This window comes from Arthrobacter sp. NPDC055585, assembly GCF_053619115.1.
In genome coordinates this window covers 105,106-118,564 of sequence record NZ_JBSHIT010000002.1, presented here as the reverse complement: position 1 = coordinate 118,564, position 13,459 = coordinate 105,106, and the positions used below count along the sequence as shown (strand labels likewise).

13 protein-coding genes are annotated in these 13,459 nt (G+C 64.0%); 8 read left to right on the top strand and 5 right to left on the bottom strand.

The annotated features are described in order from the left end of the window. Window positions 1–43 precede the first annotated feature (43 nt). A complete protein-coding gene (locus ACWGQ2_RS04320) occupies window positions 44–856 on the top strand; it encodes a shikimate 5-dehydrogenase (protein ID WP_452014723.1) in 813 nt (270 codons plus the stop codon). Here the strand turns inward: ACWGQ2_RS04320 and ACWGQ2_RS04315 are convergent. Further along, window positions 853–2,079: a THUMP-like domain-containing protein gene (locus ACWGQ2_RS04315; RefSeq protein WP_452014721.1), complete on the bottom strand. Its 1,227-nt coding sequence runs from the start codon at window positions 2,077–2,079 to the stop codon at window positions 853–855. The genes ACWGQ2_RS04320 and ACWGQ2_RS04315 overlap by 4 nt on opposite strands. Before the next feature lie 176 nt (window positions 2,080–2,255). On the opposite strand from ACWGQ2_RS04315, the gene ACWGQ2_RS04310 reads away from it, so the two are divergent. From ACWGQ2_RS04310 to ACWGQ2_RS04290, 5 genes are all read left to right on the top strand, one after another. Further along, window positions 2,256–2,594: a DUF6507 family protein gene (locus ACWGQ2_RS04310; RefSeq protein WP_452014719.1), complete on the top strand. Its 339-nt coding sequence runs from the start codon at window positions 2,256–2,258 to the stop codon at window positions 2,592–2,594. Continuing rightward, window positions 2,591–3,988 carry a hypothetical protein gene (locus ACWGQ2_RS04305; RefSeq protein ID WP_452014717.1) on the top strand — a complete coding sequence of 466 codons (1,398 nt, stop codon included), beginning with the start codon at window positions 2,591–2,593 and terminating at the stop codon, window positions 3,986–3,988. Before ACWGQ2_RS04310 ends, ACWGQ2_RS04305 begins: the two co-directional genes overlap by 4 nt. 81 nt (window positions 3,989–4,069) lie before the next feature. After that, entirely contained in the window at window positions 4,070–4,498 is a 429-nt protein-coding gene (locus ACWGQ2_RS04300; protein ID WP_452014715.1) for a hypothetical protein, read from the top strand. Window positions 4,499–4,647: 149 nt separating this feature from the next. Continuing rightward, the gene (locus ACWGQ2_RS04295) at window positions 4,648–5,787 is read left to right on the top strand and encodes a hypothetical protein (RefSeq protein WP_452014713.1); all 1,140 of its coding nucleotides are present in this window, start codon (window positions 4,648–4,650) and stop codon (window positions 5,785–5,787) included. Window positions 5,788–5,871: 84 nt separating this feature from the next. After that, window positions 5,872–7,020 (top strand): MalY/PatB family protein, encoded by a 1,149-nt coding sequence (locus tag ACWGQ2_RS04290; RefSeq protein ID WP_452014711.1) that lies wholly within the window; start codon window positions 5,872–5,874, stop codon window positions 7,018–7,020. Window positions 7,021–7,072: 52 nt separating this feature from the next. Here the strand turns inward: ACWGQ2_RS04290 and ACWGQ2_RS04285 are convergent, their stop codons facing one another. From ACWGQ2_RS04285 to ACWGQ2_RS04270, 4 genes are all read right to left on the bottom strand, one after another. After that, window positions 7,073–7,831, bottom strand: coding sequence for an iron ABC transporter ATP-binding protein (locus ACWGQ2_RS04285; protein ID WP_452014709.1), 759 nt, complete (start codon window positions 7,829–7,831; stop codon window positions 7,073–7,075). After that, window positions 7,828–8,808, bottom strand: a complete 981-nt coding sequence (locus ACWGQ2_RS04280) for an iron chelate uptake ABC transporter family permease subunit (RefSeq protein ID WP_452015345.1) — start codon at window positions 8,806–8,808, stop codon at window positions 7,828–7,830. Before ACWGQ2_RS04280 ends, ACWGQ2_RS04285 begins: the two co-directional genes overlap by 4 nt. A gap of 28 nt (window positions 8,809–8,836) precedes the next feature. Continuing rightward, entirely contained in the window at window positions 8,837–9,883 is a 1,047-nt protein-coding gene (locus tag ACWGQ2_RS04275) for an ABC transporter permease (protein ID WP_452014707.1), read from the bottom strand. 77 nt (window positions 9,884–9,960) lie between these two features. After that, window positions 9,961–10,914 carry a siderophore ABC transporter substrate-binding protein gene (locus tag ACWGQ2_RS04270; protein ID WP_452014705.1) on the bottom strand — a complete coding sequence of 318 codons (954 nt, stop codon included), beginning with the start codon at window positions 10,912–10,914 and terminating at the stop codon, window positions 9,961–9,963. Window positions 10,915–11,286: 372 nt separating this feature from the next. Here ACWGQ2_RS04270 and groES point away from each other — a divergent pair, with 372 nt between their 5' ends. Both groES and groL read left to right on the top strand, forming a co-directional pair. Next, window positions 11,287–11,583: a co-chaperone GroES gene (gene groES / locus ACWGQ2_RS04265; protein WP_055239413.1), complete on the top strand. Its 297-nt coding sequence runs from the start codon at window positions 11,287–11,289 to the stop codon at window positions 11,581–11,583. 71 nt (window positions 11,584–11,654) lie between these two features. Further along, the gene (gene groL, locus ACWGQ2_RS04260) at window positions 11,655–13,265 is read left to right on the top strand and encodes a chaperonin GroEL (protein ID WP_452014703.1); all 1,611 of its coding nucleotides are present in this window, start codon (window positions 11,655–11,657) and stop codon (window positions 13,263–13,265) included. Window positions 13,266–13,459 lie beyond the last annotated feature (194 nt).

Below are 13,459 nucleotides of genomic sequence, written 5' to 3'. Positions count from 1 at the left end.
GTAATGCTCCCGCGGCCGGGCGGCCGCACGCGATAATGGTCCAATGCCGATCCTGAACAAAGACATGACCCTGTGCATCTCCCTGGCCGCCCGCCCGAGCAACATCGGCACCCGGTTCCACAATTACCTCTACGAACAGCTCGGACTGAACTTCATCTACAAGGCCTTCGCGCCCACAGACCTGGCCCAGGCAGTCGCAGGCATCCGAGGCCTGCCCATCCGCGGCGCGGCAGTCTCCATGCCGTACAAGGAAGAAGTCATTGCGCTGGTGGACCGGATGGATCCCTCAGCCGCAGCTATCGACTCCGTAAACACCATCGTGAATGACGACGGCGTGCTCACCGCCTATAACACCGACTATCTCGCGATCGCCCGGCTGCTGGAAGACCACGAGGTCTCCGCATCCAGCTCAGTGCTGCTGCGCGGCTCCGGCGGCATGGCCAAAGCCGTGGCCGCTGCACTGCGCGACGCTGGCTTCGGAGACGTCACCATCGTGGCCCGCAATGAAGGAACCGGCCGGGCCCTCGCCGACCTGTACGGCTTCAACTGGGCCCCGGAACCAGGCGAAGCAACAGCAGACCTGCTCATCAACGTCACGCCCCTGGGGATGGCCGGAGCCGACGAAGACGTGCAGTCCTACGAAAACGAAACCATTGCCGCCGCACAGACGGTATTCGACGTCGTCGCGCTTCCCTCGGAGACACCGCTGATCCGTGCCGCCCGTGCTGCCGGCAAGAAGGTCATCACCGGCGCAGAAGTCATCGCGATCCAGGCCGAGGAACAGTTTGTCCTCTACACCGGGGTCCGCCCCACGCCCGAACAGGTCCGGGAAGCCAGCGAGTTCTCGCGCAGCTAGCCGTCCACCGGTGAAGGAACAGGCTCTACGACGATCGCCACGCGGTCCTCACCGATCCGGGTGAGGACCAGGGTGGCCTTGTTCGGGCCCTTGCCGGAACCGGTCAGCAACTGCTTGCGCAGCTCCTCGGGTGTGACGGCCATGCCGCGCTTCTTGATGTCCAGGACCCCGATGCCGTTGGCACGGACCCAGGCCTTCAGAGCCTTGACGTTGTAGGGACGCACCTCCAGGATCCGGTAGGCACGGGCAAACGGCGTCTCCATCAGGTCCGGCGAGGCGATGTAGGCGATCTGCGGATCGAGCAGGTGCCCGCCCAGGGAACGCGCGACGTCGGCTACCAGACCCGCACGGATCACCGCGCCGTCGGGCTCATACAGATAACCCTCAGCCGGACCAACCTGTACATCCTGGGCCCCGGGAACGTAGTCCTCATGGGAGGTCAGCTCCGCGGCGCCGGAAGCACCGATCACCAGAGCGGCACGGCGGATGCCGGGACGGCGCAGCTCATTGAACCAGAGCGTGGCCTCAGTGACGTCCCCGCCGACGGACACCCACTGGACTTCGCAGCCCGCCGGAATCGACTCATGCGGGATGCCCGGGCCGAGCTTCACGCCGACGGGCATGCCGCGCTCGGCAAGGGACTCCACGAAGGACAGGGGAGGGGAGAAAGCTTCCGGATCGAAGATACGGGAGGTGCCCGACGTCGAGGTGGTGCGGCGGGCGGGATCCAGCCAGACGGCGTCGAACCCGGTCAGGTCAAAGGACTCAGCGTCGCCCTGCACCACTTTCGCCTCAGGCCACGGCATAAGGTTGATGGTCGCGACGGCGGCGGTAATCTCATCAAGCTCGACGGCGGTGACCTGGCGGTCCAATGTGGCCAGGGCGAGGGAATCGGCGCCGATTCCGCATCCCAGGTCGGCAACCTTCTCCAGACCTGCTTCCTGGTAGCGCTGGGCGTGCAGCGCTGCGACGTTCAGCCGGGTGGCCTGCTCCAGCCCGGCAGGAGTGAACAGCATGTGCTCTGCGAACGGTCCGAATTTGGCGCGGGCCTTCATCCGGAGCCTGGCCTGAGTGAGGACGGCGGCAATCAGCTCGGGGGAGTGCCCGACTTTGCGCAGCTCGGTGTTCAGTTTCAGGGACTCGGACTCAAGATACGGGCCAAGAGAGTTCAGCAGCGCCCATCCCTCGGGGGTCAGGACATGGGCAAGGGAGGTATCGGGCATGGGAATAAGCCTAGTTCTTCGAGCGAGCGGGCCGTTAGCCGAAGAACCCCCGTCCGCCTGCAGCCGATGGGTAGAACTCCCCATTGCGGAGGTACCCGAACTGTCCATAGTGTTGCTTGGGTCTCCGCCGCGGAGGATTGCAGCCGCGGCTCGACAGGATTTCGGAGGGGGAAGCAATGCCCGTCAGCGGGTACGACATTGACCTGGCAGGCTGCCGGTCCATCCTGAACCAGGTTGGATCTGACACCGGTCCGGCTGAGGCGGCGGACCGGCTGAGGACCGGGATTGAGTCCGCGGTGCAGGCCGTACACAGCACGGTCATCACTATGGCGCTGGAAGAGATCACGCGCCAGCTGCTGCTCCCTCAGGCCCGTGGGGTTCAGGACCGCATTTACGGCGCCGTCGAGGGAGTCAGTACGGCGATCAACGCCTACACCGAAGCGGACGCCGGCATGGCGCAGTCCGCGCGGGATGCCGCTGCTTCCGTTCCGCACGGTTTGACGGGCATGCAGTGAACGAGCACCAGGCAGTCCTGGCTGGCTGGGCAGATCCCGCTGCGGTGGATGGTGCGGCCAGCGGCATTCGTGCCAGAGGCGAGGCGTTCAAAGATTCGGTCGACTCTTTGTCCTCCACTTGGAAGGGCCTGGACGGTTGCTACCAGGCGCCGGAAAAAGCTGACGTCCTTGTAGCCTTCGACCCCATCACGGCCCAGGCCGAACTGCTGGAAGCAGCGACCGAAACCGTGAGCAGTGCTTTGTCGGACTTCGCTGAGGGAGTGCGCGGACTGCTGCCTGCCAAGGAAGCCTTGCTGACTGACCTGGCCGCCTACCGGGCCGAACCCGAGCCGGTTAACTCTGATGATGAACCTGCGGCTGAGGCATTCCACTTTGCCAGGGGTGAATCCCTGCAAAACCGTCTCACGTACCTCGCCGGGCGTTATGAACAGCTGGAAATAGAGTGTGCGGCAGCCCTACGCTCGGTAGACGGTTACGAGGGCGGGGCGCTGGCTTTCCTTGCCGGTCCGCTGGTCGCGGCGGCTGTCGGCACGGTCCAGGAGTTCGGCGACCGGCACACGGCTCGAACCAGAATGACCGTGAACGCGCTGGAGCTGCCGGCCTGGGCTGCACCCTTCTATAGGGACGGCGAGCGTATTTCAGTCCTGGACCCCAGGCATCCGGACTACGGCAGCACCAGACGGTTCTGGTATACGACGAACGTCGTGGAGACCGTCCGGGAATGGCGCCCCACGCTCAACCGCACCATGTACAACCAGGACGAAGGCTACCGCCGTCGGGTGGACGCCGACCCGAACCGGTGGGCAGTGCCGGAATCCATCAAGTGGGCGGACCAGCCAGGATCCCTGAAACTCATCAAGGGAGCCGGCTGGGCCGGCGCCCTGGCCATGGCCGGCGTGACGTTCGGGGATAATCTTCGGCAGAACCGCAACGAGCTGCTCCGGGCAGACCCCGGCATGGACGCAGAAAGGCTCGAGGGCCGGGCCAGGGAGATGGCGACAGCACAGACGGCAGCCTCAACAGGTGTGGATTTTGCTGCCGGTGTCACCGGGGCGATGATCGGCACGGCCATCGGAGGTCCCCTGGGAACAGCGGTCGGATTTGGGGTAGGCATGGGGATCTCCCTGATCACGGATCTCGACCTTTTCGACGGAAGAAGCATCAAGGACTTCACCGGAGATCTTGCCGTACAGGGTTGGGATACGACCAGGGACCTCGCAGTTCAAAGCTGGGACACGGCCACTGAGCTTGCTGCGTCTGCTGCCGAAGGAGCAGAAGCTGCTGCGCAAGTCATAGCTGAAGGTACCGAAGCCGCCGCAGAAGCCATAGCTGAAGGAACTGAAGCGGCGGCAGAAGCAATAGCAGCTGGCTGGAACCGGCTCTGGGGCAACTAGAACGGCCGGTAGAGTCGAAAACTACGGGCAACGGATGGATCCGGGGTCCGTCCGCGAAACGCGAGAACGGATTGGTTAGTCGTGAATGATCTCCTGCCCTCGGCAGTGCTGATGCTTGGCGGGGCTGCGCTGGCCGTCTCAGGCATCATGGTGCACCGGAGAAGGTGGCTTGGCTGGGTTCGCATAGACCGGCTGGTGCCGGGGACGCCTTCGCTCGCCATCACCTGGCTGGGTCTGTGGCTCGTGACCCTGCCGCTGCTGCCGCTGGTACTGGACTACGGAGTGCTGGGGGGATTGTCCGCTTTGGTGAGCAACCTTCTCCTGGCCGCGGGTATCCTCGGTTTTCTCTGGTATCCAGGCAGGCTGATGCCGCGCTGGATGCAGGAAGAACGGAAAAGGATCCTCGCCGGTGACGACCTGTTCGCCAGGACGTATCTGCAGGACAGGCATCCGGCACCCCGTCCCGGGGACCCGCTCCCGGAGCCCCGCCGTGGTCAGGACAGGCCGTGAGCACAACACTTCCTGTTCTTAGTGTTTTGGGTATGGAGCTGCCCTGTCCCGCGGAATGGGACACAGCCAGGGGTCCGGGCGGCACGGAAGTTATTGCTCATCCTCCAGTGCCCGTCGGGCACTTCCGGCCCAATCTTGTGCTCCGCCGGATGCGGGCAGCTGAATCGCTGCCACGCCTGTCGACTGCGGCGCTCGCAGCCACACTTCAGCTCCCGAAGACATACATCTTCGCCAACGACCTGTGGGCCCAGTTACCTGACTCCGAACGGGAACTGGCACACGGACGCCGGCAGAGGTTCGTACGCGACGCCGAGGGACAGGTTGTGTGCACCGACCGGTGGCTGTTTAGCGATGGCACGGACGCTGTGGAAGCCACAGCGAGCTACGCCGTCGAACAATCCGTGGGTATGCGTCCGCTGTTCGAACACATGGTGGCGGGCCTGAGGCGCCGGGAACCTGTCCCGGAAGCCCCGGCAGATCCCGGCGTCGGAGCGGTTGCACCAGCCGAGCCGCGGCTGGATTCACAAGCCACCGGACTGTTCGGCGAACCGGTCGAGGACGTTGTGCCCCTTCGGGAAGCCCAGCCCTACCGTGTGTCGGGCACTGTGCTCACCCGTGCGGCCGGTGAGCTCTTCCTCTCCATGTCGAAGCGGGACCGCCTGGGACCGTTCGACCGGTCGGGGAACCGCCCTGCGGTTGCTGAACTTGTGGAGGCAGGACTGCTCACGGACGCAGGACGCCTCACGCCCGAGGGCGTGGCATATCTGGCCCCGATACGCGCGGGCGCGTCGGTTGTCGATGTGCACGCTGTTGGCGGAGCGGTCTCTACCGGAGTCCGTGCCTGGCTGGGCGGCGGCGCTGCCCTGGTCTGGGCCGGTCCTTCACCTGCCTTGTCCGGTGAGCCGCCGCAGGACAGGTTCGAACTGCGGCTGGGCGCCGCCGCCGCACTGCCGGGGGAACTGGCCGGATGGGCCGGTCTGGCTCCGTCCTGGTCTTTGACCGATGAACCTGTCCTGATGTCCGAGGAGAGCTTTGGCCGCAGGGTTTCAGGAACCCGGGAGCCGGTACCGGCGGGGGTTCCGTCGAGTCTCTGGTCCGCACCGTGGACGGCGTGGAATTTCGGCCTGAACGCGACCGGCCAGCTGAGCGTGCTGAACGCTGGCAGCGCCGGTTATTTCCGGATAACCGCATCCGAAGGGACGATCAGACTTGTGCCGGAACAGGCAGGTGACGTGTGGGATCTTTTGCTGGAAATCATCCACCGCGCCGTAGAGGGAAGCTGGCGCTAAAGCCGGACCGCGTGTCCACAGCCATACCGGCCGGCAATGCCAGAACAGGGTTGCCCGGTCACCGGCAGCAGGTAGGTTGGGCTCATGACTGAGCTGGCACTTGAACCCCTGGATGTCCTCCGCCGCCGCACCAGCGCCAAGTGGCGCACCTATCCCGGTGACGTGCTGCCGCTGTTCGTAGCAGAAATGGACTATCCCCTCGCGCCGCCCGTTGCACGCGCGATGATTGAGCGGATCGAAGCGTCCGACGTTGGCTACGTTTCCGGCCCCGGTCCGGTGGGTCCGGCGTTTGCAGGCTTCGCGCAGCGGCGCTGGAACTGGGAACTGGACCCGGAGGACGTGCGGACCACCACCGACGTCAGCGTGGCCATCGTGGAAACCCTCCGGCAGGTTCTGGACCTGGGCGACGAAGTCATCATCACTCCGCCGGTTTATCCGCCCTTCTTCGATCTTCCGGTGGAAGCAGGAGGAAGGGTCCGGGAGGTGCCGCTGCTGCAGGACGACGCCGGCTGGTCCCTGGACCTGGACGGGCTTGAAACAGCGTTCGCCTCCGGAGCGAAGGCACTGCTGCTCTGCAACCCGCACAATCCGCTGGGTCTGGTGCATTCGCGGGAGGTGCTCGACGCCGTCGCCCGTCTCGCGGCGAAGTACGGAGCCTCCGTGGTCAGCGACGAGATCCATGCGCCGCTGGTCTACACGGCGAAGGATTTCACCCCTTTCCTGTCTGTCTCGGAAGATGCCCGTACCCACGGTGTCTGTGTCACCGCGGCCAGCAAAGGATGGAACATTGCCGGGTCAAAGTGCGCGCTGATGATCGCCTCAGCCCCTGAGATCCGGCTGCTGCTGGATGAAATGCCGGAGGAAGTTGGCTTCCGGACTTCAATTCTTGGCCTGCACGGCGCGGCCGCCGCGTATGCCGAGGGAGAGGAATGGCTCGACGGCGTACTGGCAGTCCTGAGCTCCAACCGGGAACTGCTCCGCGAGCTGCTCTCCGCAGAACTGCCGGAAGTGGGCTACCGCATTCCCGATGCCAGCTACTTGGCCTGGCTGGACATGCGTGGACTGGGCTGGGGCACAGACCCGGCCGCCTATGCCCTGGAGAAGGCACGAGTGGCACTTGAACCCGGCCTGAAGTTCGGTACGGCGGGTGCGGGGTACGCCAGGCTGAACTTTGGCTGCGCGCCTGAGGTCCTGGAAGAGGCTGTGGCGCGGCTGAGCGCTGCCAGAGCCTAGGGCTCTGCAACAGCCGGCGGATGGCCGGCTGACAGCCGGGTTCAGCTGCGGATCAGGCGAAGTACACGCCGATCCGGTTGCCTTCGATCTCTTCGATCCGGATGTCGATCTCGTAGATGTCCTTCAGGACCTCCGGCTGCATGATCGTTGACGGCGGCCCCTGGTGGAGCAGCTTGCCGTCCGCCATGGCAATGATGTCGTCCGAGTAGCAGGACGCGAAGTTGATGTCGTGGATGACCAGGACCACGGTCTTGCCCAGCTCATCGGTAAGCCGGCGGAGCAGCCGCATCATTTCCACGGAGTGCTTCATGTCAAGGTTGTTCAGCGGCTCGTCCAGCAGCAGGTAATCGGTGTCCTGCGCCAGCACCATGGCAATAAACGCACGCTGACGCTGGCCGCCGGAAAGCTCGTCAACGAAGCGGTCCGCCAGCTCAGTCAGATCCAGGAAGGCCATGGCCTGTTCGATTTTTTCCCGGCACACCGACGTCGGGCGCCCGCCGTTGTGCGGGTAACGGCCAAAACCGACGAGGTCGCGTACGGTGAGCCGGACGGTGAGGTGGTTGTCCTGCCGCAGGATGGCCATTTTGCGGGCCAGGTCCTTGCCCGGGGCGCTGGAGACGTCCAGCCCGTCCACGGTGACCGATCCGGCGTCGGACTTCAGGAGGCGGCTGATGATTGAAAGCAGCGTTGACTTGCCGGCTCCGTTGGGGCCGATGATCGAGGTGACGCCGCCTTCCTTAATGTGGCAGCTCACCTCGTCCACAACCGTGTTGCCCGCGTACTGCTTGGTGACGCCGGTGACCTGGATCATTTGAGGGAGCCTTTCAGGAGCAGGATCAGGAAGACGATCCCGCCAACGAATTCAATAACAATGCTCAGCGCGGTGTCGAAGGCGAAAACGCGTTCGAGGACCAGTTGGCCGCCGACCAGAGCGATGATGCCCAGCAGGACGGCGATGGGAACCACGGCTTTGTGGGAGAAGTGGGAGCACAGCTGGTAGGCGAGCGAGGCCACCAGCAGGCCGAAGAAGGTCACCGGGCCAACCAGTGCGGTGGAAACGGCAACCAGGACGGAGCAGATCACCAGGACGCCGGTGACCGACCGCTTGTGGTTCACGCCCAGGTTGATGGAGGTATCCCGGCCCAGGGACATCACATCAAGTGAGTGCCGCATCCGCCAGGCCGGAACGCTGACGATCGCCACGGCGATGAGCGAATAGCCCAGCAGCGCGCCGTCGACGTTATTAAAGGATGCAAAGAACAGGTCCTGAAGGATGATGAACTCGCTGGGCTCAATCAGCCGCTGCAGCAGGGAAGACATGCCGCGGAACATGGTGCCCAGCACAATTCCCACCAGCAGCATCAGGTGCAGGGACTTGCCCCCGCCGGTGAAGAGCCAGCGGTAGAGCAGGAAGGAGAAACCCACCATCAGGGCCACTTCCATTCCGTAGCGCAGCGGTTCGGACATGGAGAGCACCAGCCCGCCGCCGAAAGTGAACACCAGGACGGTCTGGATCAGCACGTACAGGGCGTCGAAGCCCATGATGGACGGTGTGAGGATCCGGTTGGCGGTGACCGTCTGGAACAGCACGGTGGAAACCCCGACGGCGTAGGCCACCAGGATCATCGACCCCACCTTGATGGCGCGGCGGGGCAGCACGTAGCCGATGTTTCCGCGCAGCTCGATGGTCATAAAGACGGCCACGAGGACGGCTGCCACCACGGACAGGGCAATGATCCAGAACTTGGGGGAGAGGTTGCGCACCGGACGGCGGCGCTGCACCGTCATTGCCGAGGGCAGGACGCTGGTGGGGGAGCTAGGCACGGGCGGAGCGCTTTCTCAGGAGCAGGTAGAGGAACAGGACGCTGCCCACGGCAGCGACGATCACTCCTACCGGGATTTCGTAGGGGTAGCGGATGGTCCGGCCGATGATGTCGCAGGCCAGCACAAAACCTGCGCCGAAGATGGCTACCCAGGGAATGGCACGGCGGACGTTGTCGCCAACCAGAAGGGAGACAAGGTTGGGCACGATCAGTCCCAGGAACGGCACAGAACCAACACTGACCACCACGACGGCGCTGATCAGGGACACGATGATCAGGCCAAGGGTCATGACGCGGTTGTAGTTCAGGCCGAGGTTGGTGGTGAATTCCTGGCCCATGCCGGCAACGGTGAAGCGGTCCGCGGCCAGGAATCCGATCAGGGTCAGGGCGCCCACAATCCACAGCAGCTCGTAGCGTCCGCGCAGCACACCGGAGAAGTCGCCGGTCATCCATGAGTTTAGGGTCTGCAGCAGGTCGAACCGGTAAGCGAAGAACGTGGTGACAGCGGCGATGACACCGCCGAGCATGATGCCAACCAGGGGGACGATTAGCGTGTTGCGCAGCGGGATGCGGCGCAGGATGAGCAGGAAGAGGGCGGTCCCGGCCACGGCGAAGAGGGTGGCGGTGGACATCTTCATAAACAACGAGGCGCCGGGGATGAGGACCGTTACCACCAGGATGCCCAGGGACGCTGATTCGATCGTGCCGACGGTGGACGGCTCCACGAACTTGTTCCGCGCCATCAGCTGCATGATCAGCCCGGCCACGCTCAGCGCCATACCGGCCAGGATGATGCTCAGGGTCCGAGGTACCCGGCTAATCCAGAAAATGTTCCAGGCGTGTTCGTCGCCGGCCAGCAGTGAGGACAGGGAGACATCACTGACCCCCACAAACATGCTCACGACGGCGAGTGCGAGGACGGCGGTACCGCCCAGGACCAGCATGGCTGCCGGGCCGGGGACCCGCCGTCGCCGCTGTCCGGAGACGGCAGCAACTCCGGCAGGTGCCGGAGCTGTGGGGGTGGTGAGCTGTGTTGTCATGAGGGTTCCGTCTCCCTTACCGGCCGGGTCCGCTAAGGCGGACCCGGCCGGTAAGGATCTAGCAGGAAAAGGGACGGTTAGGAGATGCCGTCCTGGACAGCGCTGACCATGGCGTCAACGTTGTTCAGGCCGTAGCCCACGAGGTACCAGCTGGAGGAATCCAGCATGGTGATGCGGTCATTTTCGGCAGCCTTGGTGCCCATGACGAGTTCGTTGTCCAGAACAGCGGAGGCAACTTCACCGGCATTGCCCACAGCGACGTCGCGGTCAATTACGAACAGGTTGTCCGGGTTGATCTCTGCAACGTATTCGAAGGAGACCGATTCGCCGTGCTGGGCCTCGGACTTGATGTCAGCGGCAGTGGCCACACCCAGGACGTCGTGGATCAGGCCAAAGCGGGATCCGGCACCGTAAGCGGTCATTTCGCCGCCGCTGGTCATGATGATCAGGCCGTTGCCGGCGTCGGCAGCAGTGGCCTTGGTTTCTTCAACCTTGGTATCGAGTGCGGCGAGCTTCTCCTCGACCTCGGCTTCCTTGCCGAAGATCTCACCGATGATCTCGGTGTTGGAGATGAAGGAGTTCCACGGATCCGCAGCGTCGGTGCTGAGGTTGATCGTCGGGGCGATCTTGGAGAACTCCTCGTAGGAGTCGGCGGTGCGGCCGGACATGATGATCAGGTCCGGGGCGCCGGCGCTGATGGCTTCGAAGTCCGGCTCCTTCATGCTGCCGATCTTCTCGTAGTCATCCGAGCCGTACTGGGAGAGGCTTTCGGGGAAGTTGGCTGCCGGAACGCCGTCAACTTCAATGCCCAGGGCATCAAGGGTGTCCAGGGCGCCCAGATCAAAGGTGTAGACAACCTCGGGGTTCACGGGGACCTCTGTGGTGCCCTGGGTGTGCTCCACGGTGACGGTTGCCGGCTCAGAGGATGCGGGCTCTGCAGCGGCTTCGGTCTCCGAACCGCACGCGCTGACGGCAAGCAGGGAAACCAGGGCGGTTCCGGCCAGCAGCCGGGACTTGAGGGTGGTGTTCACGGGGGTGCTCCAGATGATCTCTATGGTTTGGCCTGATGCGGATGCCTCCGCATTAGGTCACAAAATCGTTGGCTAATTTTGCGCGCCTTTGAAAACTATCTTGTTAGGCAAGGCTAAGCAACTCCATGAACGCACGGGAGTAACCGAACGACGCAGCGCAGTCCCACTCGCCGGGACCGGGAAAACGGGCGCACCAAAACGTTTGTTGGCACTCGCCTTGACCGAGTGCTAACCGTTGCATAAAGTCGGAGCTAGCACTCACCTAGTGAGGGTGCTAATTCCTGAGGGAAGCGCCCACCGGCACCCGCGACGACGGCAAGCGCCTACCGACGGTCCACAAACCCGTTAGTAACTAAGCAAAGGAGAGCCCGAGTGTCGGTCTCTATTAAGCCCCTTGAGGATCGCATCGTTGTTCGCCCGCTCGAAGCTGAGCAGACCACGGCTTCCGGCCTGGTTATCCCGGACACCGCTAAGGAAAAGCCCCAGGAAGGTGAAGTCGTAGCAGTCGGCCCCGGCCGCGTTGACGACAACGGCAACCGTGTGCCGATCGATGTTGCTGAAGGCGACGTCGTCATCTACTCGAAGTACGGCGGAACCGAGGTCAAGCAGGGCGGCCAGGAATACCTGGTGCTCTCCGCACGCGACGTGCTGGCCATCGTCGTCAAGTAAGTCTTTGAAGACCCCGGCCAGATTCGGCCGGGGTCTTCTTTTGTAGATGTAGTTCTCGAAAGGACACACACATGGCAAAGCAGTTGGAGTTCAACGACTCCGCCCGTCGTTCACTGGAAGCCGGTGTCGACAAGCTCGCCAACACCGTCAAGGTCACCCTCGGCCCGCGCGGCCGCAATGTGGTGCTCGCCAAGACCTGGGGCGCTCCCACCATCACCAACGACGGCGTCACGATTGCCCGCGAAGTCGAGCTCGACGATCCGTATGAGAACCTTGGCGCGCAGCTGGCCAAGGAAGTTGCCACCAAGACCAACGATGTTGCCGGCGACGGCACCACCACCGCCACGGTCCTGGCCCAGGCACTGGTCAAGGAAGGCCTGCGCAACGTAGCTGCAGGTGCCGCTCCCGGCGCGCTGAAGCACGGCATCGAGACCGCTGTTGAAGCAGTGGCCGCACGCCTGCTGGAAAACGCCCAGGAAGTCGAAGGCAACCAGGTTGCACACGTGGCTGCCATCTCCGCGCAGAGCGAGGAAGTCGGCCAGCTGCTGGCCGAGGCTTTCGACAAGGTTGGCAAGGACGGCGTCATCACCATCGAGGAATCTTCCTCGACGTCCACCGAACTGGTCATCACCGAAGGCATGCAGTTCGACAAGGGTTACCTCTCGCCGTACTTCGTCACCGACGCTGAGCGCCAGGAAGCCGTCCTCGAAGACGCGCTGATCCTAATCAACTCCGGCAAGATCTCCTCCGTGGCTGAATTCCTGCCGCTGCTGGAGAAGGCGCTGCAGGCCTCCAAGCCGCTGTTCATCATTGCCGAAGACGTGGACGGCGAAGCCCTCTCCACCCTGGTGGTCAACAAGATCCGCGGCACGCTGAACGTTGTTGCCGTCAAGGCACCGGGCTTCGGTGACCGCCGCAAGGCCATGATGCAGGACATCGCCACCCTCACCGGCGCCCAGGTTGTGTCTCCGGACCTTGGCCTGAAGCTGGACCAGGTTGGCCTGGAGGTGCTGGGTTCTGCCCGCCGTATCACCGTCACCAAGGACAACACCACGATTGTTGACGGCGCCGGCTCCGAAGCTGACGTCGCTGACCGCGTGGCCCAGATCCGCGCCGAGATCGAGCGCACCGATTCCGACTGGGACCGCGAGAAGCTCCAGGAACGCCTGGCCAAGCTGTCCGGCGGCATCGGCGTGATCAAGGTTGGCGCTGCAACCGAGGTTGAGCTGAAGGAAAAGAAGCACCGCATCGAGGACGCTGTGTCCTCCACGCGTGCTGCCCTGGAAGAGGGCATCGTGGCCGGCGGCGGTTCCGCGCTGGTCCACGCTTCCCGCGCCCTGGACACCGATTCCGAGGTGGCAAAGCTCGACGGCGACGCCGCCACAGCCGTTGGCCTGGTCCGCCGCGCACTGGCCCAGCCGCTGCGCTGGATCGCTGAAAACGCCGGTGCCGAAGGCATGGTTGTTGTGTCCAAGGTGGGCGAGCTGGAGGTCAACAACGGCTTCAACGCCGCCACGGGCGAATATGGCAACCTGATCGAAGCCGGCGTCATTGACCCGGTCAAGGTCACCCGCTCCGCCCTGCGGAACGCTGCTTCCATCGCCGCGCTGGTGCTGACCACCGAGGCACTCGTCGTCGAAAAGCCGGCTGACGAAGAAGATGAGCACGGCCACAGCCACTAATTCAGGCTGAGCCTAAAGGCCCCGTCCGGCGCGGATTCCTCCGCGCGGGACGGGGCTTTTGTCTTGTCCGCCGCGGGCTGTATGAGCTGCCCTGTGCCCGCTCCCGGGCCGCTCCCGGGACCCCTCTTCAGATACCGGAATACGGTCCCGGCCCGGCTGACCGGTAAACTCTTGCGGTATTTGCCGCTTTGAAA